The sequence below is a fragment of the Mucilaginibacter sp. Mucisp73 genome (assembly GCF_059491465.1).
Genome location: NZ_CP168507.1, coordinates 4,064,397 through 4,086,221 on the forward strand (window position 1 = coordinate 4,064,397; position 21,825 = coordinate 4,086,221).

The window sequence follows — 21,825 nt, forward strand, 5'->3', positions numbered from 1 at the left end:
TTAAAATGTTAAAATGTTAAAATATTTAGCCCCAATAATTTTTTTTATAGAAACAGCCGCTTATATTTACCAATAAAATTAGCAAACCTACATTATCATGTTTAAAATCGAAAGACCGGAGCAATGCAATAAAAAAACGAAAAAAAAAATTATCTGGTTAATAAGTATCCTTTTCATAGTAACAGCGGGGTCTGCCACATTTTGGTATAACAAAAGCTATCTGATACTTTATTATCTGACCCTAAAATACAATCACTTTAAAGTAAATGATAAACTTTATGCTAAAAACCGGCTCATTAATAATACCTCAACTTATGGACCGTACAATATTTCCTTGTATAGAAAAATCAAACCTGTAAATAGTAATTCATCAGGCAGACCTTTTATGATGCGATGCGCCTGGTCCATAAACAGCGATAGTTTGTGTAAGTATAAAACTGCCTATATAGGCAATTATACCGGGTATGAAATATATGGCATGGCGAATACAGAGAATAAATATCATCCTATGACTTTCCTTTCGATAACGACAAACAAAAAAGCATTAGTTAAAGATTATGTGGATGCACTACCTGCAGGATACGAGTTTGACGAAGGCCCACTTTATGTGACACTATTTGAAATAGGGGATAAAGAACTTCATACCTTTAGAGCAATCAAGAAATAAATTTTAAATAAGCATACTTGGCTAAAGCTGTTTTAATAATCATAGCGTTTAAGCTTTACCTATCGAAATTAATAATGGTTCGGTACCAGATTTACGGGGTCAATTCAATTATTTTAGCAACGGCAACTAAATTAAAGCTGATTAAAAATTTGCCACAATTGTTTATATATATATTTTTACTAAAAAAATTAGTCAACAACCTTACGCGATGAAATATTCAAAAATCTTTTTACTGTCTCTTCTCTTTTACAGCTGCCAACCGGTGTCGGAACGCGTTAAGGACGATCGTACTGTACAACAATTGTCCCTGGTTAAGCGCCTATCTATGTACGATTCTCTTTACAACTCTGAATATAATGAAATAAAAAAGTCTGAATTATTTGATGCAGAGAAAGAAAAATTGAATAGCTTCATCCTTGATTCTCTTAAAAGTTCATTTCACAAATGGCCGGTAACCATTTATAAACTGAAAGTAGAAGATTGGCCCTCAAAATATATCGATGTAACGTTTATAACTCCTTTGGGAAAGGTTCTTGACGATAAAAACCCGCAAAATTATTCCATTCTCATCCATGCAGCTGTAACATTTGATCAAATCTCCGTTAAAGACTCTTTAGCAAATTTATATAACGGAGATAAAGTTTGGATAAGTGGCAATTTTTCAAAAAGGGATACTGATCAAATTGATATCAGTAGTTCTCCCCCGGAATTCCTCTTTAATAACCCGGAAATTCAAGTTGATCTTACGCGAGTAAGCTCGAAAGCAGACAAATAGTATTGAATTCACATACAGGTGGACTTTTAAAAGTCAGCCTGTGTGTGAAATGATAGCGTTATTTACTTAAAAAATGTTGTCAGCGATTATTTTCTTCGTTTTCCATTGAAGTCCGCAAGATACAGACATTCTACGGAGCATTGGTGTTAAACAACTCCTTTCCCACTGTCGTTTAACATCATGTCGACAACAGCAGTGCCTGCTGCTGATCCTGCCCAGGATTTTAATGTAGTAACTATATTTTGAATTCCCCACGGGGCGCTAAGAAATTGTAATCAAGAAATCATTCCTCGTTGTTAAACAGGATTGTATTAACTGAATTATTGTTAAACCCATTTACAATACGCCAATTGGCATATTGTAAATTACAATATCCAAAAAGCTCAGAGAACGGAGGTACAGGACATCAAAATCTGTTTATAATATAAACTTCAACAAAACATACCATGATAAATCAAAACAACAACGCGGGTATAACCGACGATGACATCAAGAAGGCTGAAGCATATAAAAATGCCTTAGATGCACTAAAGACCTCAATAATTGGCGTAAATAGCAAACTACCTGAATTTGCTGATGGCATAAAGGATGGACTTAAAGCACTTGGCGAAAAACTACCAGAGGTTGTAGACGCTATGCAAAAACTGAATGAGCAAAATAAGGAGCTCGCAGCATCAGGGCAAAAGCCTAAGAACATATTAAAGGAATTAGCCTCATCAATGCTATCCTGGAACTCACTTATTTCTGTAGGCATTACTTTGTTGGCAAACTACAGTGGAGTGATCATTGATTGGGTGTCGGCATTATTCAAAGGCGGCGACGCTATAGATGAGCTTAAAATAAAACAACAGGCAATGGGAGAAGCTTTTAAAGGTTCGGGGTATAAAAAAGCTATTTCTGATGTTATGGAGCTCACAGCGAAAATAAAATTAGCGAAGAATGGATATGCAGAAAAAAAAGAGGTTTTGGCAAAATATAACGAAACTTTAGGCGAAACACTCGGTAAAACGAATAATCTGGATTTCGCTGAGAGAAATATTGTAAAACACGGTAAAGATTATATCCAAATGATGTACTACCGGGCCGCAGCAACTGCATTATTAAATAACAACACGGATCAAATTATAGAGTCGCAAAAAGAGATTCAAGCTGCAGAAGAAAAGAGCATAGAATCTCATAACGCATTATCAAACTTTGAAAAAGTGGAAGCCGACAGAAAAGAGAAATATGGTGCCGCGTCTACCGCAAGGGCGAAAATATTCTTAACTATACAACAGCAAAATGCAGATAAAGAACTTGCCATAGCAAAGAATAAAAGCAAAAACCTGTCAGAAGCAACGGCAAGTTTATATCAGCAGTTAGACAAACAAGCCGAAAGTTATGCTGAGAAATTTGAAGTCCCCGACAATGCGCTTAAAACAATAGATGACATAGAAAATCGTATATCCCGCTTATCAAAAAAAATTGAGAAAAATAAGTCCGATGCCAATACAAGCAACCGACTGGTAAATTTAGGACACAAGCTAAAAGAGCTGAAAGATTTTGCTTCTGATGATAAATTTATCACAATAAAGGCCATTAAACAACGTGTTGCCGAGCTTTTGAAAATGCCTGATGCCAAGACCAATGGCAGCGAAACAAGCAACAGATTAGCAAGATTAAACCAAAGACTTGCGCAATTAAAAAAGACATCTGACGCTATAGGTTCTTCGCATGTAGATCATAAACAAAATATTGCTCATGAAAAAAGAGGCGCCGATTTATTGCAAGCTAAAGCAATTGACTTTGCCAAACAAATTGAACTTGATAAACAAAGCTACGACATTGAGCTTGTTGCATTAAATGATGTGTTTAGTAAAAAGCTGATCAGCCAGGAAGATTACAACAAAAAGAGCGAAGAACTTCAGCAGAAGTTTCATCTTGGTATTGGTGATAAAATTCAGTTTTTCAATAAAAATGATTTTAATGAAGCCAAAAAGCAAATGCAGGCCATGATTGATGCTCAACAACATGAGGATACTATGGCAAAGGATCAAAAAAAGGTTGATAAAGCATTACTGCCCGGCCAAAAATTAGATGTCGAGAAACAACTTATTAATGATAAGTATGCCTATGAGATATGGCTCGCTACCGGTAACGCCGAAAAAATCAAAGCGCTGGAAGATCAAAAGCAAAAAGACATTACAGCTTTAACCCAACAATACGAGCAACAACGCAAAGAATTCGCATTGCAAAGCGCACAACAGGTATCTGACAAAGCTTTTTCTATCATACAAAACAATATTAAAAATCAAAGTGATGCCAAAATCAGAGGATTAGAAAACGACAAAACAGCTGAACTGAGCAATAAAAACCTGACAAACACACAGAAAAAGGCCATTGAGGATAAATATCAAAAAAAGGAAGCTGCCGAAAAAGTCAAAGCGTTCAAAGCCGAACAAAAAGCGTCGATATTACAGGCCGTCATCAATGGTGCATTGGCGATTACCAAAGCAACATCTCAAACCGGGATACTTGCACCGTTTGTTATACCGGGCATCATAGCTTCTACAGCAATACAGGTTGCTACCATAGTAGGGCAAAAGCCTCCGCAATATGCTAAAGGTGGTTTACACTATCAATCAGATGGCCGCGGAGCATTACTCCCTGGTTATAGCCGTACAGATAATACCAACGCCTACCTTCGCTCAGGTGAAGCAGTTGTAGTATCCGAAGCCATGCGTAATCCATGGGCCCGCAACCTGGTTAGCGCTATCAATGTGGCTCACGGTGGCCGTGATTTTTCTATACCCAATCCAGGCCGGGGTTACGCTATCGGCGGTATATTCACCGATGGAGGTAATACCAACAGGTATTATAATCAACCGGTCAATGATGTGAAGGACCTGGCCAATACGCTTGCCTACCAAATGATCAATAACTTTCCTCCTGTTTATGTGGATGTTAAGGACATAAATAACCAACAAAATATATTGGCTCAAACTATCAACCGTGTAAACCTTTAAATGAACTATGCCAATCATCACAATAAACATACCTCTTACCTCTTACCTCTTACCTCTTACCTCTTACCTCTTACCTCTTACCTCTTACCTCTTACCTCTTACCTCTTACCTCTTACCTCTTACCTCTTACCTCTTACCTCTTACCTCTTACCTCTTACCTCTTACCTCTTACCTCTTACCTCTTACCTCTTACCTCTTACCTCTTACCTCTTACCTCTTACCTCTTACCTCTTACCTCTTACCTCTTACCTCTTACCTCTTACCTCTTACCTCTTACCTCTTACCTCTTACCTCTTACCTCTTACCTCTTACCTCTTACCTCTAACCTCTAACCTCTAACCTCTATGGATATTCAAATCGCAAACACCCTGTTTGATGAAGGCATTTTCTCGGCCATGTATAAAGCAGGCTTTATAAGCACTAAAGTATTTGTGTACCGCGAAATTTATTTATGGGTGAACGCCCAGCAGCAAACCCGTGGTATTAATAAAAATCAGGCTGTGCTTGAGGCAGAAATCAAGTTTAATAAGGACGAACGCACTATTTGGCGTGCACTCAACTGTTTTTCTGAAAAAGCAGCTTAAAAATTCTTCCACTGACAAAACACTATCACCAGATTAAAAGAAATTTGTATCGACATTTGTTATGTCAATCAGCTAAACAAAAAATAGCCCATACCCAGAATCAGCCGAAGCAAATTCAATTCATTCAAAAAATTCGGGGTCAGATAAACAACTGACAAAACACTGTCACCATCCAAACAAAAAATAACAACGACCTTTGATACATGCCAGCCGGCATTATAAGACGTAAAAAAAACGGCCGCTATTACAAGCTAATTAACAATCCCCAGTCCATCTTCAGGACTTTCTGACTTCCCTACTTTCGGACAAAAACAATACCAATATGAGCTACAAAATTTATTTATACGATACCGAAACCGACTGCATTGGTTCGGGTAATTTATCATCAGTTTACATACAAACCCAACTTGAGGCGGCAGCGGGCGATGACGTTGAAGTACACATCAGTTCGGTAGGCGGCAGTGCATTTGATGCCATCGCTATTTATGATCTGTTTAAAAAGTATCCCGGTAAAGTTACTACCTATATCGACGCGCTGGCCGCCTCGGCAGCTTCAGTTGTTGCAATGGGCGGCAGAAAAGTGATCATGAGCAAATACGCATTGCTTATGATTCACAAACCTATGGTTGGCACAGGCGGCAACGCCGATGAACTCTTAAAAGATGTACAAATGTTAAATGTAGTTCAGGAGCGCCTGGCACAGATCTACATGGACAAATCCGGGCTGGACGGAATTACCGTAAACAGCATGATCAACTCCGTAACCTGGATGACTGCTGATCAGGCACTGGATCTCGGTTTTATCGACCAAATAGAAGATTATCAAACAGAGATCACCAACAGCGCTTATTAAAAACTATACAAGCACCGCCCCCGCAGTTTACCAGCGATGCATTAACAAAATCTTAAACATAAAAAACAACAACATGAACACCGAAAACAAAGAACTCATCGAAAAAACCACCTCGGTATTAGACAAGATCATGAACTTTTTTAAAAAAGTGGTAAACAAGCAAACCATCACCGATAAGGGGACGCTGCACCACGCCGGCCAAATTGAAGAAGGTGCCGAGGTTTATCAGGACGAAGACATGACTACACCTGCCATAAGTGATACTTATACCTGCGCCGATGGCAAACAACTGGACGTTAAACAGGGAAAGATTCAGACAGTAACACCTGCCGATCCCGAAAATGCACCGGAAGCAGAAGACGAAGACGAGGATCTGCCGGAAAGCAAATCTAAATCAGCTAAAAAGCCTGCCGATGTGCAAAACCGTATGCAACAATTAAAAGCCCGCTTACACGCGCAAAACGCACTGTTAACAGAAGCCCGTAGCGCGCTTGAGGAAGCCAACAACCGCCTGCAGAAAACACGTACTGAAGTAAAGAACGAAATCAAATCAACCTTTATACCCGAAAGCTCAAAGCGCAGCAATAAAACCCACTCAGAGCCCGCTCCGTTTTTTGCCCCGCAAACTGAAATCGCGAAAAACGCGGTTAAAAAAGCAATAGCTTCCTAAAACTACCACCACATTACCTTATCCTTCTCATATCTAATTAACCCATTCTCACTATCCCTATACGTTTAAAACAATCAAAAGCTCTCCCTTTAGGGGGCCGGGGGGCTAAACTTTATGGCTCAATTTACATTTACAAACAACACCTACGCCGGCGAAGCGCTGGCAGGATTTATGGCAAGCACATTACTCGAAGCAGATTCAGTTAAGCGTGGCCTGCTCACCGTAATTAACGACGTAAAAGCCCGCAAGGTGATCCTTGATGTTGATGACGACGTTGTACTGCAAAACCCTTCGGGTATCTTTACCGATCAGGGTACAACCGCTCACCAAACCGAAAGCTATCTTGACCCCGTGGTTTACGAATTTATGAAACAAGAACAATGGGATAAGCTGGCCCAAAGCTGGGAAGCTCAGGCCCTTAAACCCGGTGCCTTTATGGATTACGAAGGTGTGGTTGACCTGTCGGACTTTATGGTGCAGCGTTATTTAACAAAAATCCAGATTGCTAACGAACGCTTGTACTGGCTTGGCAAAGGTGCCACCAAAGAAGCAGCCTTCACCGCCGATTTCCCCGGCCTGCTCCCATCAATAGCTGCGGCTTCAGGCGTTTATAAGGTAGGTTTAAGCAAACCTGCCACCTCATTAGCAGCCACCGCAATTGATGCAAACGGCATTGTAACCGTGGCCGATACCTCAACCCTCGCTGATGGCGATGTTGTTACAATCACCGCGGTAACCGGCACCAGCAAGGATACTACCAATGGCGCGCCAGGTATCGCTGTTCAGGGCCAATCTTACTTTATTCAGGTAGCGAGCGCCACCTCGTTTAAGCTGGTGCGTAACTACAATGAAGTTAACAGCCGTAGGCCTGCAACTTTTAGCGGCACAGCCACCGCGGCTACAGTAAACTACATTAACGTAAGCAATGTATTGCAGGTGCTAGGCAGTGTTTATGCCCAACTTGACCCTGCCGACAGGATCCAGGAAGATTTTAACTTACAGATTCCTTTACATGTGGGTTATGCGTATGCCCAGGCGCAGGCAAACAAGGCATTAAACGTTATCAACGCTTTTACTGATATGAAAAAGATGGACTACCTGGGTATTCCGCTCCAGATCATGAACCACTGGCAGGCTAATACCATTTTAGGTGCAAGGTCGTCAAACCTGTTCCTTGGTGTCGACCTGTTAGGTGATGCTTCTGAGCTATCAACCGTTTATCTGAAGCCTTACACCAACGATAACGTGGTACGCATGAAAGCCCGTATGAAAGCGGCCGTAAATTTCAAATTTGCCAACGAACTGTTCTACCTCTCTGCTTAGAATCAATTATTGAGTTATTGAATTAGCGATTTAGTGAATTTGCCTTTCATATTAAATGTATAATTCACTAAATCATTAATTCAGCAACTCCTTGATCCACTAATTCACTAAATCACTAATTCACTAATTCACTAACTAATTAATCTCCATGTCAATTTATAATAAAATAAACGCAGGTTTTAGCCTGGGCACTGATGAACCTATTACCTCGGGTATTGAGGATGTGATCTATATTTTCAATGCGGATGATGTTGTGCTCACTTATGACACAACCAACCCGCTTATTGTTAAAGGATTAACCGCTGTGAGCAATGCCAAAGTTTACAAATTTGAAGGAACAAATAACAGTTTCAATACTACTTCCAAACAAACAAAAACACAGGTAGGCCCGCGTTATACCGAAGAGATAGATTTCAACATAGCAGGTTTATCTGTTGATATCAAAGGCCAGCTTATGGCCATGGGATATGGCCGTGTACGCGCCATAGCGGTTAACAATTACAAAACGAGTGATTCAGCTATTGAACTTTTTGGCGCGGTAAACGGATTGATACTAACCGATGCCGAACGTAATGCCGCAGACGAATCACTTGACGGTGGTTACAAACTGAAGCTTACCAATCCTGATAAAATGAAAGAGCCCTACCCTCCCCGCGCGGTATCTATTGCTCCCGGCACCGGCAGTGCCACTTATGCCAGCACTTTAGCGGCCCTCGAGGCGCTGGTTACAGCATAATCATTGTGTCATGAGGTCATTAGTCATTGTATAATGGCTAATGACCATTAAGATCTAATTTTTCTAACCTAAAACTAATGACCAAATGACTAATGACGCAATAACAAAGAAATACATGCTTAAACCCGGCTTTCATCAATTTGTACCTGGTTCGGCAGCAATACATTGCAATGAAAACCTGAGCGATGAAGAAGCAGAATGGTACTTACAACGATATCCACATATAGAAGCGCTGTTTGCCTCCCGTCACCCTGAAGGGGGAGTTATAATCCAATCTAAGAATAGGCGCAAATCAATGGCTAATAAAGATTCAAACAAAGGAGGTTCAAAATGAAAACCTACCTTCCGCAAATTGAACGGCGAATACTGGTAAGACCAAACCAAACCTATGGTATTCTTAACTATGACCTGGATAATGCTTATCCGCAGCGCATGCTCGAGTTGGTAGCCGGATCACCTACAGCAAAAGACTGCTGGAACAAACGAACAAAATTCATTGCCGGTAACGGGTTTGAAGAAAGAGACCTCGGCAAACAGGTAATTAACTCTAAAGGCTTGACCCTTGCCAAGCTATTAAAAGGATTGGCAACTGATAAAGCACTTTTTATGGGTTTCGGCATTCACGTAAATTACAATGCTGATTTCAAGATCGTATCGGTGAGTTACGTAAAATTCGAGGATATCCGCATGGGTGATACTGATACCCCGGAAACAGCCGATAAATACGCGCTATACTCGGATTGGGGCCGCAAAACCTGGAAAAACATCATGCGCAGCAAGATCACTTTTTTAGACAGGTATAACCCTGATCCGCAGATGATCCGGGAACAGGTATCCCGGGCCGGCGGATGGGAACATTACAAAGGACAGTTGTTTTATTTTAATCCGGAAGTTGATGATTACCCGTTAATTGAAGCAGATTCGGTATGGGAAGATTTTGAAACCGAGGCCGGGATCAAGATTTTCAACAACAGGGAGGTAACCACCGGGTTTCTGCCATCAACCATGCTTTTTATGCAGTCGCGCCGCGAGGAGGCCGAAAACACCAGGCCTGATGCCGATGAGTACTCAGCGGCCAATATCCCATCGCAGCTTGAAAAAGACCTCGGCGCATTTCAGGGTGCAAAAAGCGCGCAAAAGATCATCGTAATTGAATATGAAGATGAAAACTCAAAACCGGAATTCAAAGCCTACCCTATTCAGAATAACGATAAACTGTTTGAAACGACGGAACGATCTGTGGAAGCCCGCATCATTAAAGGCTTTTCGGTGCCAAAAGAATTGATCAACGCCGAAAAATCATCAGGGTTAAGCAACGGCAGCGAAAAGAAGCAGGCTATTCTTGAGTTCAATGACAATACCGCGGCCGACAGGCTTGACCTGTCAGAAACTTTAGCTGAAATTTTCAATCGTTTTTACAGAAATATAATTCCCGGTAATAACTGGAACATCGTACCCGTAACAGCGATAGCAGCCGATGATAGCCCAGGTATCAAGGCCGGAAACGCCATCAACGGGCTCCTGCAATCGGCCATTCCTCAAAAAAACAAAATAGCTGCGTTGATATACGCTTATGGTTTTAAACAAGCCGAAGCCGAAGCAATGTGCGCTTAATTAAGTCATCAGTCTTTAGTCGTAAGTTCTAAAAGCTGCTTAAGCCTTATCATTTTCATCATTCTAATTTAAACAAAAAACGACTTAAGACTTCCGACTCAAGACTTAGAACTAAGACTTAAACACAATCATAAACAACATTTTCAAATCCCGTAACGGGAGTTAGGAGGCCACGCTATGATCTATTTAATCAATCAAACCATATTTCAGCAATACGAAGACATTAACATAAATATTAAACCCGAACGGCTCAAAGTATTTATCAAAAAGGCCCAGGAGCTTGACCTAAAACCATTTTTAGGATATGCTTTGTACTACCAGCTAATAACCTATTGCAATGATGACGGCACTATAAAAGATGATGCGCCGCAGGCTTATAAAGATCTGTTAAACGGCAGCGAATATCTTGACGAGTATGGCCGCATCGTATTATACGAAGGCCTCGCTCCCGCCCTGGTTTATTTCACCTTTGCCCGCTTTATTGAAAACGACGCTGTACACTACACTGCAACTGGACCAGTTATCAAACGCCACGATAACGGCAATGCCCTTTCATCGCCCGAGATTGTAAAACTGGTGCAGCAGCAGCGCAGTATAGCCAATGCTTATGCCAATGATATAGAAAAATTTTTAAGAGATAACCAGGAAAACTTTCCGCTTTGGCGCTACAACGAAAAGAATAAAAGCAGCCGCCAGTCCGGTCCGCGGATTCGTGGTATCGACAAAAATGATTTCAACTATCCGGGCACAATTAACAATTACAATTTACCAATAACCGAATTTTTAAACTGATGGCGAACGATAAAAAAATAAGCGAGCTCCCGATAGCAGACACTATAAATACCGAAGACAGATCAATCCTGATCAGCAACAATGCCGATTATCAATTCGATTTTGCCACCCTGCTTCAATTTATCAATTCAGGGCTAAACGCGGGAGCTAACCTAACCTTCGGCCCGGTGCTTCCGCAAAACACAAGCGGTAAAAACGGGGACGTATTTATAAACACTGCAGCAGGCTCCTTTGCACAAAAAATAGCAGGTGTTTGGACAATTGTTTACACCATAGCCACCGGAAGCAGCGGCGATACCACCGTGCTATACGGCACAACCAGCCCCGGTACCTCAACCGGTAATAATGGCGACACATTTATAAACACCGTAAGCGGCATATTTTACAAAAAGACCGCCGGAGCATGGAACCAGGTATTCTCCATGCAAACAGGCCCGCAGGGACCACAAGGAGCAAGCGGAACGGATGGTACCAATGGTACAAACGGCAAAACCATATTAAACGGAACAACCAATCCGGCAAACAACCTGGGTACCGACGGCGATTTTTATATCAATACCTCCTCTTATTACTTCTTCGGCCCCAAGACCGCCGGTATCTGGGGCAGCGGAATTTCATTGATAGTTTCAGGCGCACAATTTGAGGAAATTGAAAACAAAAATACACCCAACGGCTATGCGGGTTTAGATGGCAGCGGAAAGATTTCGGCAGCCCAACTCCCCGGCTATGTTGATGATGTACTGGAGATTGCCAATTATGCATCCCTGCCGGCGATCGGAGAAACCGGAAAAATCTATATTACTACCGATACCAACAATGAATACAGGTGGGGCGGATCGGCATACATCCAAATTGTCGCGTCGCCCGGTACTACCGATGCTGTACCCGAAGGCTCGACAAACAAATATTTCACGGTATCGAGGGTTTTAAACGCTGTACTTACAGGTATCGGATTCGGAAGCGCCTCGGCAATATCAGCAACCGATAGCATTTTACAGGCATTAGGGAAGCTGCAGGCTCAAATTACCGGTTTATTTAAGATTCCTTCGGGAGGGATAAGCGGGCAGATCTTAGCAAAAAATAGCAATACTGATGGTGATTTGCATTGGATTAATGCGCCTTCTGGTAGTGGCGGGGGCGGCTCGTCTGAACCATCGGGGCAGATTAAATCTTTCAGGGTTGATTATGGAGCTGTTGGGGATGGTGTTGCTGATGATACGGCGGTTATAAATACAGCGTTAGCATTGGAGCGTGTTATAGAAGATACCGGGGACTTTCATGTTTCAACCAATCCAACTAATACATACGGTACGCCAATAAATGGCGACATTCGGATAATAAAAACAGGAGATTTTGGTCAACCAGTTCAGCTAAATAGCGATGCTGATAAATATCAACACATATTTGGCTTAGAATATCTATCGAGCTTTCACAAAAAATTAATAGCAGGTACGGGTGTGAAATGTCAATTATCAGGGGATAGTACTTCTGTATTTGACGGAGGTACTGCTGGATATGATATATTTAGCCTCTTACAGAACTTAACTATTAGGAGCAATTTCACCAACGTAACATGGTCTTCAAGTAGTGCTCTTGGTTTATCAAACGTTAGTTGGGTTAACACCGTTTTGCCCTCTGATTTATCTATGTCTACTCCGATGGATTTATATATTCTTAGATATGGTATTAACGATGCACAAGACGGAAAAACCGCTAAGCAATCCATCGATCTTGTAGAAAGTGGTTTAGCAATAATTAGGGCAAATTCTAATTTTACTAAAGATAAACTATCAATTATTTTATGTACCCCAAATACCCATCAAGACCACATAAGTGGAAGTTATAGCGGTGAGATTTGGATAGAAGATTATCGAAAAGGCTTAAAATCATTAGCACGTAAATATCAATGTGTATTTTTTGACACTTATGCTATGTGGCAAGATGCAAGAAACGCCTCTGATTATATGGGAGATCGTTTACACCCACAGTCTGTATTTTATGCATGGCAGGCCGATAAGCTTTTCAATGTTATTTTCCCGTCAATTTTCAGACCAGTCATTAATAACAATTTTGTGCCTGCGAATGTGTTCACAGCTACTCAACCACCTTCCGATTATCCCTTAGGGTTAAGCCAATTCGAGGCAAGCTCAACATTTCCGGTTCAAGGACAAGTAATAACATTCAGGTCAAAAGGTAGCAATGGCACAATAAATCAGTATGTACATGGCCGGGGCTTTTATGGAAATCAGTTTTGGTATCGATCAGGTAGCACAAGTGATGGATGGTTTCCTTTTATAAGATTATTAGATGGTAATACTATTGCATCAGGAATTTACACTACTGATCATTATGATTTTACAAACACTATTTCAACAGGCCTTTCAAGTGATCAGACGCTTAAAGGGTTTAGTGTTACTCCAATGAATTCAGATGCTCGTTCAGCCATTATAGCAAGTATATCAGTTGTCAGTGGGGTTAATATTCGGTTAAATTATAGTTCATCTGCTCCGGCAGTAGTAGGGTCTACTTTCGCGTGGACAGCGTTTCTTTGATCGTTGATGGATGTTCAGATGGTTCTATCCAGCTACACGATTGATCCCAACCTGTTGAGGGGCCTTCGTCAAGCGCAATCATTTTTTTGCCACACCATTTGCAAGTACGCTCATTTGGTTTGTATATCCAGTAATGAATATTATACCTACAAATAAGATTTTTAATATAAAATAACATGCCTTAGCTATTAAAACCATTCATTTATACTGTAATATACCCAATTTAAAACTATTAACAAAATTACCTTTTTTCTTGTTTGCTTTATCATAGCCAAGCAGGGTATTTTAATTGGCGGAGGCTTATAAAAGGCTTTGTTAATTAAATTTCTCTGAATCTTAAAGCCCGATTAAATCTTTTTTAGGGACTTTAGGATTTACCATGCATATCAAAATCGCGTAAAAAATATACCATTCGTTTTATTTTTTAAATGGGGATTTTGCGATTTTACCCACCACCATTATAGCGCAAGCAATTAAATACCAGCGCATTTCCCAACCAATTTATAATATCTACATCATGACAACATTTGAACACAGAGAGATCAGGGGCATTACCATAAAGAATATGATAGTCACCATAGCCAGCACCATAAGTATTGTTGTTTCGGTAATGACAGGCTACTTCCAATTGAAAGGCGACATTAAAGATATCCGTTCATCGCAGGAAACACAAAGCAGGATCAACGAGATCAGATTAAAGGTACTTGAAGGACAAGTTAATGTATTACAGCAGGAAGTCCGCGGATTAAAAGAGGGGAAGAGATCTTAAATACATTGTTTAAGAGGTGTGCCCAGAACGAGATTCGAACTCGTACATCCTTACGAATGCCACCCCCTCAAGATGGTGCGTCTACCAATTTCGCCACCTGGGCTTTTAAAAAATGTGAGAATCTTTCAATTCTCACATTCTAATTTTTCTTACTTTAAAAAAGGCGTGCCCGAAGAGAGACTCGAACTCTCAAGAGACAATTCTCAACGGCTTCTGAGACCGCAACGTTTACCAATTTCGCCATCCGGGCTTATCGTTTTATTAACAAGCGTGCAAATATAATCGTTTCCGGCAAATTGCAACTTAATAAATTAAAAAATCAATATTATGTTGTTTAACGGCCTTTGAAAATCTAACTTAGGTTTCATAAAACTCTTTATATCAAACGTAATGAAACTAAACCGCATTTTTATTTCAGGTACCCTACTTTTTTCTTTGTGGTTCAATTCTGTCCTGAAAGCCCAAACTATTACCATTTTACAACAGGATAAGCCAACAAGCGTCCGTGGTTTATCTGTAGTTGATGATAATACAGCATGGATAAGCGGCAGCAAAGGATACATCGCCAAAACAAACGACGGCGGCAAAACCTGGAGTTGGCAACAAATAAAGGGTTATGAAAAATCCGACTTTCGGGATATTGAAGCTTTCAACGACAAAGAGGCTGTAATCATGAGTTCGGGCACGCCGTCCCTCATCTTGAAAACAATTGATGGCGGACAAACCTGGCATGAAAAATATCGAAAAACGGATACCACCTATTTTTTAGACGCTATGGATTTTGCCGATAACCTTCATGGCTACATCTTAGGCGACCCGATCAACAATAAATTTTTATTACTGGAAACCAAAGACGGCGGTGAAACCTGGAACGAGTCGAATAATACCCCAAATGCGCTGCCGGGAGAGGCATCGTTTGCCGCAAGTGGCACATGCCTCAGAGTATCGGGCAAAGAGGCGATATACATCGTTTCAGGAGGTAGTAACGCCAGGCTTATTTCCTTACAGCCTCACAATGATCAATGGCAGTATTCAAACCTTCCACTTACACATGGAAAAAGCAGTGAAGGCGCTTTTTCAATATCGATAGGGCAAAATGCCGGTATTATTGTCGGAGGTGATTATGCCAGTGATAAAAAAACAGATTCAGTGGCGACTATCCTGGCGGTTCACCCTGTCCTCACATTTACACCATCCCAAACAGGGCCGGCAGGTTTTCAATCAAGTGTTGAGCACATAAAATCCGGGATATTTCTTTCCACAGGCACGCCCGGGAGTAATATTACTACTGACGGCGGCCAAACATGGAAACAAATAGATAGCACAAGTTTTAATGTTTGCCGCAAGGCAAAACATGGTAAGCTTGTATTATTAGCCGGGAATAGTGGTAAAATAGCCGTTCTAAAATTGTAGTTTACTGGTTTTTAACGGCTTAAAAAAACCTTAACATTAATTTAAAAAATAGCTTGCAGGGAATAATTAAGAACCCTATATTTGCACCACTTTAAACGGAAACGGTTAACCGAACCAAGAAGTTGAAAAGTATGATTCCGTAGCTCAGCCGGTAGAGCATAACACTTTTAATGTTGGGGTCCTGGGTTCGAGTCCCAGCGGGATCACAAAGCCTTTGAAAAGAGGCTTTTTTATTTAAAAACAAAAGCTGCCTTTAAACAGCCACGCCTTAGTAAGCGAAAAATTTAAAGAATGATTCCGTAGCTCAGCCGGTAGAGCATAACACTTTTAATGTTGGGGTCCTGGGTTCGAGTCCCAGCGGGATCACGTAAGGCGCAAGAAATTGTGCCTTTTCTTATTTAAACCGTACCCAGCATTGTTTTAACATATAAACGCCCTTCTTCCGTTCAGGTTGAGTCGCGTCGAAACTACTGAACATCTTTTTCGTTATATTGCTCCACAATTAAGCACAACCAATACTAAAAATGACCGGCGGTAATAAGAACGATAAGGTGAATATGAAAACGCTTGCGAAAGAGCTTAACCTTTCAACCGCAACCATATCCAAAGCGCTGCGCGATAGCTATGATATAAGTCCTGAAACCAAACTGAGGGTAATGGAAGCCGCCAGGCGTTTAAATTACGTACCTAACGCTTATGCCAGCAGTCTCCGCAAACAAAGCAGCAATACTATAGCCATCATTATACCCGAAATTGCCGACAGCTTTTTTAGCCAGGCCATTAACGGCATTGAAAGTATTGTCGCGCCAAAAAAATACCATGCGCTGATCTACCTTACCCATGACAGTTATGAACGAGAAGCATCCATGTTTAACGACCTGGCCAGCGGACGCGTTGATGGCCTCATTATGTCGGTAGCCAGCAGCACCCAGGATACCGGGCATATTAAAACATTACAGGAAACAGGCATCCCCATAGTTTTTTTTGACAGGGTGTGCGAGGATATTACTGCGGATAAAATAGTAACCGACGACTATAATAGCGCTTACAACGCAGCCACACACTTATTGCAAGCCGGATGTAAAAACATCTCACTGGTTACCATCAGCGGCTATCCTTCTATTTTAACCGCCCGCGAACAAGGATATCGTGATGCTGTAAGTGACAATGGGTTTGTAGTTAAAGATGTAGGAATAGTAACCTGCTCCAACAAATATACCGACGAAAATATAAATATAATCAAAGCGCATTTGGCAACCGTTAAACCCGATGGTATTATAGCTACCGTTGAACAGCTGGCTACCGCAACTTATCTGGCTTGCGATGAACTGAAACTACAGATCCCTTGCGATGTAAAAGTTGTTTGTTTTACCAATCAAATTACCGCGGCCATACTTAATCCATCGCTTACTACTATTTTACAACCTGCATATGATATGGGGAAGCAAGCAGCGGAAATCCTTTTCGGCCGCTTGTCCGGGCGGCTTAATGAAGCCAAGCAGGAACTGATAATGCCATCGCAATTAATAGCAAGAGCATCAACAGCCAGTTAGAGATTGTTAAATATCGTTCTTAAACGTAGGAGACACTACCAGCTTACTTTTTTTCTGACGACACTATATTTTTGATATCATCAGCAGATAATGCGGCTTTGAATACTTTCACTCTGTCCATAAAGCCGTGAAACACGCGTTCCGATGGAAACTCTTCGTTTCGGCCTAACGTCCATTTGTTATTTACCGACAGATCAGCGGTTACCTCTAACAGCGTGGTTCCGGCCAAAACACTATCGATATAAACATACAGCTTTTTGCCGTTGCACACGCCCGCAATGTGGTGCCAGTGTTGTTGCCAGTCGGCAGGGAGGTTTACAGTACAGTCGCCCCTGCCCCATCCGCCCGCAAAAAAAGTCAGGGTTCTGTTATCGGTCATTTGCAATACATGGTTATCGCCTTTGGTAATGATATCAACCAGACCTTTCTCATTGCCCATCAGGTAAACCCATCCCATCATAGTAATGGATTCATCCATATTGTCCAAAGATGGTGAGTTTGGGACTTCCACATAAGTACTATCGCTAAATAACAGTTTATCATTAGTAGTTATTACTGAAGATGAAATAACATTTCCGTTGTTATGAAAGCCCGAACTATCAGCAACAATCTTACCACGGACTATCGATGCGAAATCAAGTAATAATGATTCTGTAGCATTTTCATAAACCTTGTAGATAGTTTTCGCCGTATCGACCCTCACATATTCAAATCCGTTTTTGGAAGCTTTTATATGATGACTAATGGTTTTAACTTCACCGGCATCAAGTTTAATATTATCGGTAAAAACAACCGAATCATTCTGGATTACAGGTATAATAAAGGTTTGCTTTAATCCGCCAGTATTTTTTATCCGGTATTTTATTTCCTGGCTTTCATTCAACCTGATCATCGGTTTTACTTCCAGCCCCGATATTTTAAAAGCTTGCTCCTGCGGTTTTGCAGGCAGATTCACTTCAACAATCAACGGTAGTGTATTATCAAGCTTCAGTACCGTTTTTCCCACAGGGTAAAGGCGAAACTCAATAGAATCCTGAACAGTTTGTCCCGGCTCAACCAGGCAGTTTTTATAACTATATGGCTTTCCGTTAACCAACAGCTTTATGGTTTTAATGCCCTTGCTACCTGTATTTTTAAGTTTAAACCTTATCACAAGCGGCTCGTCAGGCACTGCATTTTTTTTATCGACCGAATAACTCGCTATACTAAAGGCAGTATTTTTTTGTGTGGCCGATAGCTCAATCGGATCTTTATCGGTTGGCCAGTTACCTGGGGCTTTCCCCATATCAAAAGTCATTGCACCACCGTTAACCAACACCGAATGTGGCAGGGCCAATTGCTGCCAGGCTTTGCCATTCACATGCAGAGCCTGTACGTAATTATTTTTTGCAGATGAATTATTACTGCCGATGATGAACTTTTTGCCATTGGGTAAATGAAGCGTTACAGATTTGAATAAAGGCGCACCGGTAGCGTAAAGCGGATTACCAGGACATACCGGATATATCCCGAGCGAGCTAAAGACATACCAGCTCGATGTTGAACCCAAGTCATCATTACCGGGTAAACCACCGGGTGTGGCGCTGAACCTGTTGAGCATAATATCCCTCACCCATTTTTGTGTTAGCTGAGGCTTACCTGCCTGATTGAACATATAAGGCAAATGGAAAACAGTTTCGTTATCAAATAGAATAACATTATTGCGCAGGGCAGGGTCAAGCCGGGCGGAGAATTGTTCATTGCCGCCGGTCATGTTAATAAGGTCTTTACCGTTTTGAGGTACAAAGTACGAGTACACCCATTTATCGCCCTCTTTATATCCTGATGTACCGGGCTGCAGTTTAAACTCATCACCATTACGCGGAAGCATAAAGAGTTCATCTTTATTTAAAAGATTACGGTAACTAAATCCCCTGTTTGCTAATAATTGAACGGTTTGTTTATCCCCCATCGCCTTTTCGGCAAATTCCGATAAAGCCCAATCATCATAAGCATATTCTACAGTGCGGGTAACCGACTCAGGTTTGGTGAATGGAACGTAGCCTTTTTGATGGTACACTTCCATGTCCGATTGCACGAATGGGCCATCAACCAAATCCTTCTTCATAGCCTTGTAAGCAAGCTCTTTATCGAAACCAATAATGCCTTTTAAGTATGAGTCAACAATGATAGGAATAGCATGATTGCCCGTCATGCTTTCTGTTGGCAGATGCCCGCTTTGCTTGTAAACATCAAGCATGGATAAGATCACATCCTGCTGCTTCTGTGGATAAAGCAGCGTAAGTAATGGGTGCAGCGACCGGAAAGTATCCCATGGAGAGAAAGCCCCGTACTGATTTTGCCCTGTTTTTTGATGAACCTCGCCATCATTTCCCCGATAATTGCCATCAGCATCATCAACAACCCAAGGCAATAACAGCGAATGGTAAAGCGCCGTATAAAATACTGTTTTGTTTTGCTCGTTACCGTCGATTATATCAGCTACCGATAATACTTTAGCCCATTCGCTGCCGGTTTTCGCGCGAACCTCATCAAAAGTTAAGCTACCGATTTCCTGATCAATATTATGCTGTGCATTGAGATAGCTAACTGATGATTTACTTAAGCGCAAAGTAATCACTTTAGTCTTCGGGAAAGTGAAAACCCAGCCCCCTTTAACTTCCTTTTTTTCCGTATACCCTTCGCTAAAGTTTATCACAGCGTTTGCAACTGAAGTATGGATCACTCTACTTGATATCGCCTGGATTTCACCGGCATTTCCAACGAAAATTTGTGGATTAGTGCTTCCATTGAACATAAACCGAAACATGCCTGTTCTCGTAGTAGCTGTAGCTTCGGCGGTAATCCGCTGGTTATCAAAATTCACTTTATAATAGCCCGGTACGGCAGTTTCTTTTTTGTGCGAAAAATGCAGGCTTGACTTTCCCGGTTCAAAACTTTCACTACCACTAAACGGCAACACAAAAAAGTGGCCTGATGATCCTTCAGGAAAGCCGCTCATGTGGCCAAAACAACTGAAATAATAAATTGAGCTATCGGTGTAGTTATATCCCCTTGCCCCTGTAGTCCTTGTTTCGGGACTTAGTTGTACGCTGCCCGACGGCGCAACTGCTCCCGGATAACAACCTCCATTATTACCCCATTTGGTAAGCACATTGCTAAGTGATGTACCGATAAACGGATCAACATATTGCAGATGGTCTGTATGCTGGGCATAGAGGTTGCTGCCCAATAAAACTGCGGCTAAGGCGAAAACGATACGGGATAATGACTTCAATTTAAATTATGTTTTGTAGAGATGCATCACATGCGTCTTCAGCATCTGATAATACAACGTTGACCTTTTGGTTGGAGACGCATGTGATGCGTCTTTACGTAGATATTATATTTTTATATAGATCTTCTTTTTATCAAGCACCCAAGCCACCAGCCAGCAAAGCATCATATAACATAGTGCAAATACCAGTGTACCAAATGCGCCGGGGAAGATCTTTTGATAAAGCACCTGGTTTATCCAGTCGTAAAAGCTTAGCTGTGGTTTTACCCAAATGGTTTGAAAAACTGTTAACAGCAACTCCGACAACAGATATATAGCCAATGAATTTCGACCGAAAACAAGGAAGAAGTTCGTTCCGTTTTTAATCTTTTTTATTTCGATGGCAAATACCATGAAGCCTAACAGTAAAAGATCAATACCGATAGTAAGTAGTGTAAATGAGCTCGTCCATAGTTTTTTAGCAACCGGGAAAAATTGCGCCCAGAATAAGGAAATAGCAATCAGTAAAACACCGCACATGAACAAACGGGCAACCGACTCATAGTTTTTACCCTTACGCTGTATAAATGCTCCGGCCAGGTAACCGCCAATTACATTCACAATGGCAGTCATGGTGCTGAGCAAGCCCTCCGGGTCAAAAGCTATGGGGCCACCTTTATCATGATATAAATGATCATTGCCCATCAACACGATATCCAATCGGGTGCCAGCGTTGCCAAGCATAGTATACTCTTTACCCGGTTCGCCGCAGAAGATCAGGAATGCCCAGTAGCCCAATAAAAGCACAGCAGAGATGATGATGGCCATTTTTTGTGAACAATAGTGGACGATCAACGCGCAAAAAAAGTAACACAAAGCAATCCGTTGTAACACCCCCATAATACGGGTATGACTTAGCGGATTAAATATCCAAACACCCGCTTCCCGATGAAAAAACGGAAACCAATACATGAGGTATCCCAACAAGAAAATGATGACAGTACGCTTAAAGATCTTACCTATAAAAGCGGCATCAGTTTCAAATTTCTTTTTGGAGAAACTAAGCGCATTACCTAATGCGAAAAGGAAAGAAGGAAAAACTAGGTCAGTGGGTGTAAAACCAATCCAGGGTGCATGATCAAGCGGCGACCATACGTTTGCCCCCGAACCGGGGGCATTAACGATGATCATGAAGCAAATGGTCATACCACGGAAAACATCGAGCGCGGTAAATCTTTCGGTTGTTGCAGCCATTTTTGCAAT

17 protein-coding genes and 4 tRNA genes are annotated in these 21,825 nt (G+C 41.4%); 17 read left to right on the plus strand and 4 right to left on the minus strand.

Features of this window, described 5'->3' with window-relative positions:
- Positions 1-97: 97 nt before the first annotated feature.
- The 13 genes from ACEN82_RS16950 to ACEN82_RS17010 all read left to right on the plus strand — a co-directional run bounded on the left by ACEN82_RS16950 (position 98) and on the right by ACEN82_RS17010 (position 14,340).
- Complete coding sequence (locus ACEN82_RS16950; protein WP_413323008.1) at positions 98-667, plus strand: hypothetical protein; 570 nt, start codon at positions 98-100, stop codon at positions 665-667.
- Between the two features lie 208 nt (positions 668-875).
- Entirely contained in the window at positions 876-1,442 is a 567-nt protein-coding gene (locus tag ACEN82_RS16955) for a hypothetical protein (protein WP_413323007.1), read from the plus strand.
- Positions 1,443-1,888: 446 nt separating this feature from the next.
- Positions 1,889-4,447, plus strand: coding sequence for a hypothetical protein (locus ACEN82_RS16960; protein WP_413323006.1), 2,559 nt, complete (start codon positions 1,889-1,891; stop codon positions 4,445-4,447).
- Positions 4,448-4,791: 344 nt separating this feature from the next.
- Positions 4,792-5,031 carry a hypothetical protein gene (locus ACEN82_RS16965; RefSeq protein ID WP_413322402.1) on the plus strand — a complete coding sequence of 80 codons (240 nt, stop codon included), beginning with the start codon at positions 4,792-4,794 and terminating at the stop codon, positions 5,029-5,031.
- A 322-nt stretch (positions 5,032-5,353) separates the two neighbouring features.
- Complete coding sequence (locus ACEN82_RS16970) at positions 5,354-5,884, plus strand: head maturation protease, ClpP-related (protein WP_413322401.1); 531 nt, start codon at positions 5,354-5,356, stop codon at positions 5,882-5,884.
- 73 nt (positions 5,885-5,957) lie between these two features.
- Complete coding sequence (locus ACEN82_RS16975) at positions 5,958-6,554, plus strand: hypothetical protein (protein ID WP_413322400.1); 597 nt, start codon at positions 5,958-5,960, stop codon at positions 6,552-6,554.
- 114 nt (positions 6,555-6,668) lie between these two features.
- Positions 6,669-7,877 (plus strand): hypothetical protein, encoded by a 1,209-nt coding sequence (locus tag ACEN82_RS16980; protein WP_413322399.1) that lies wholly within the window; start codon positions 6,669-6,671, stop codon positions 7,875-7,877.
- A gap of 148 nt (positions 7,878-8,025) precedes the next feature.
- A complete protein-coding gene (locus ACEN82_RS16985) occupies positions 8,026-8,613 on the plus strand; it encodes a hypothetical protein (RefSeq protein ID WP_413322398.1) in 588 nt (195 codons plus the stop codon).
- An 85-nt stretch (positions 8,614-8,698) separates the two neighbouring features.
- Positions 8,699-8,947, plus strand: a complete 249-nt coding sequence (locus ACEN82_RS16990) for a hypothetical protein (protein ID WP_413322397.1) — start codon at positions 8,699-8,701, stop codon at positions 8,945-8,947.
- The gene (locus ACEN82_RS16995; protein WP_413322396.1) at positions 8,944-10,227 is read left to right on the plus strand and encodes a hypothetical protein; all 1,284 of its coding nucleotides are present in this window, start codon (positions 8,944-8,946) and stop codon (positions 10,225-10,227) included. The genes ACEN82_RS16990 and ACEN82_RS16995 overlap by 4 nt, the downstream gene beginning before the upstream one ends.
- Positions 10,228-10,404: 177 nt before the next feature.
- Positions 10,405-11,019, plus strand: coding sequence for a DUF6712 family protein (locus tag ACEN82_RS17000; RefSeq protein ID WP_188833088.1), 615 nt, complete (start codon positions 10,405-10,407; stop codon positions 11,017-11,019).
- Positions 11,019-13,571 (plus strand): GDSL-type esterase/lipase family protein, encoded by a 2,553-nt coding sequence (locus ACEN82_RS17005; protein ID WP_413322395.1) that lies wholly within the window; start codon positions 11,019-11,021, stop codon positions 13,569-13,571. Before ACEN82_RS17000 ends, ACEN82_RS17005 begins: the two co-directional genes overlap by 1 nt.
- A 517-nt stretch (positions 13,572-14,088) precedes the next feature.
- Positions 14,089-14,340, plus strand: coding sequence for a hypothetical protein (locus ACEN82_RS17010; protein ID WP_413322394.1), 252 nt, complete (start codon positions 14,089-14,091; stop codon positions 14,338-14,340).
- Between the two features lie 19 nt (positions 14,341-14,359).
- Here ACEN82_RS17010 and ACEN82_RS17015 read toward each other — a convergent pair.
- Together ACEN82_RS17015 and ACEN82_RS17020 are read right to left on the minus strand one after the other, a co-directional pair.
- Positions 14,360-14,443, minus strand: a tRNA-Leu gene (locus ACEN82_RS17015).
- A gap of 63 nt (positions 14,444-14,506) precedes the next feature.
- Positions 14,507-14,590: transfer RNA gene (locus ACEN82_RS17020), tRNA-Leu, on the minus strand.
- A gap of 140 nt (positions 14,591-14,730) precedes the next feature.
- Here ACEN82_RS17020 and ACEN82_RS17025 point away from each other — a divergent pair.
- The 4 genes from ACEN82_RS17025 to ACEN82_RS17040 all read left to right on the plus strand — a co-directional run bounded on the left by ACEN82_RS17025 (position 14,731) and on the right by ACEN82_RS17040 (position 17,306).
- Positions 14,731-15,753 (plus strand): WD40/YVTN/BNR-like repeat-containing protein, encoded by a 1,023-nt coding sequence (locus ACEN82_RS17025; protein WP_413322393.1) that lies wholly within the window; start codon positions 14,731-14,733, stop codon positions 15,751-15,753.
- Positions 15,754-15,886: 133 nt separating this feature from the next.
- Positions 15,887-15,959, plus strand: a tRNA-Lys gene (locus ACEN82_RS17030).
- Between the two features lie 87 nt (positions 15,960-16,046).
- Positions 16,047-16,119: transfer RNA gene (locus tag ACEN82_RS17035), tRNA-Lys, on the plus strand.
- A gap of 158 nt (positions 16,120-16,277) precedes the next feature.
- Positions 16,278-17,306: a LacI family DNA-binding transcriptional regulator gene (locus ACEN82_RS17040; protein WP_413322392.1), complete on the plus strand. Its 1,029-nt coding sequence runs from the start codon at positions 16,278-16,280 to the stop codon at positions 17,304-17,306.
- 43 nt (positions 17,307-17,349) lie between these two features.
- On the opposite strand, the gene ACEN82_RS17045 is transcribed toward ACEN82_RS17040, so the two are convergent.
- Positions 17,350-20,583 (minus strand): GH92 family glycosyl hydrolase, encoded by a 3,234-nt coding sequence (locus ACEN82_RS17045; protein ID WP_413322391.1) that lies wholly within the window; start codon positions 20,581-20,583, stop codon positions 17,350-17,352.
- Between the two features lie 105 nt (positions 20,584-20,688).
- Positions 20,689-21,816 carry an acyltransferase family protein gene (locus ACEN82_RS17050; RefSeq protein ID WP_413322390.1) on the minus strand — a complete coding sequence of 376 codons (1,128 nt, stop codon included), beginning with the start codon at positions 21,814-21,816 and terminating at the stop codon, positions 20,689-20,691.
- Positions 21,817-21,825: the final 9 nt, after the last annotated feature.

Coding starts and splice junctions, on each gene's coding strand:
- ACEN82_RS16950 (WP_413323008.1), top strand. CDS start 98: ATGTTTAAAATCGAAAGACCGGAGCAATGCAATAAAAAAACGAAAAAA.
- ACEN82_RS16955 (WP_413323007.1), top strand. CDS start 876: ATGAAATATTCAAAAATCTTTTTACTGTCTCTTCTCTTTTACAGCTGC.
- ACEN82_RS16960 (WP_413323006.1), top strand. CDS start 1,889: ATGATAAATCAAAACAACAACGCGGGTATAACCGACGATGACATCAAG.
- ACEN82_RS16965 (WP_413322402.1), top strand. CDS start 4,792: ATGGATATTCAAATCGCAAACACCCTGTTTGATGAAGGCATTTTCTCG.
- ACEN82_RS16970 (WP_413322401.1), top strand. CDS start 5,354: ATGAGCTACAAAATTTATTTATACGATACCGAAACCGACTGCATTGGT.
- ACEN82_RS16975 (WP_413322400.1), top strand. CDS start 5,958: ATGAACACCGAAAACAAAGAACTCATCGAAAAAACCACCTCGGTATTA.
- ACEN82_RS16980 (WP_413322399.1), top strand. CDS start 6,669: ATGGCTCAATTTACATTTACAAACAACACCTACGCCGGCGAAGCGCTG.
- ACEN82_RS16985 (WP_413322398.1), top strand. CDS start 8,026: ATGTCAATTTATAATAAAATAAACGCAGGTTTTAGCCTGGGCACTGAT.
- ACEN82_RS16990 (WP_413322397.1), top strand. CDS start 8,699: ATGACTAATGACGCAATAACAAAGAAATACATGCTTAAACCCGGCTTT.
- ACEN82_RS16995 (WP_413322396.1), top strand. CDS start 8,944: ATGAAAACCTACCTTCCGCAAATTGAACGGCGAATACTGGTAAGACCA.
- ACEN82_RS17000 (WP_188833088.1), top strand. CDS start 10,405: ATGATCTATTTAATCAATCAAACCATATTTCAGCAATACGAAGACATT.
- ACEN82_RS17005 (WP_413322395.1), top strand. CDS start 11,019: ATGGCGAACGATAAAAAAATAAGCGAGCTCCCGATAGCAGACACTATA.
- ACEN82_RS17010 (WP_413322394.1), top strand. CDS start 14,089: ATGACAACATTTGAACACAGAGAGATCAGGGGCATTACCATAAAGAAT.
- ACEN82_RS17025 (WP_413322393.1), top strand. CDS start 14,731: ATGAAACTAAACCGCATTTTTATTTCAGGTACCCTACTTTTTTCTTTG.
- ACEN82_RS17040 (WP_413322392.1), top strand. CDS start 16,278: ATGACCGGCGGTAATAAGAACGATAAGGTGAATATGAAAACGCTTGCG.
- ACEN82_RS17050 (WP_413322390.1), bottom strand. CDS start 21,816: ATGGCTGCAACAACCGAAAGATTTACCGCGCTCGATGTTTTCCGTGGT.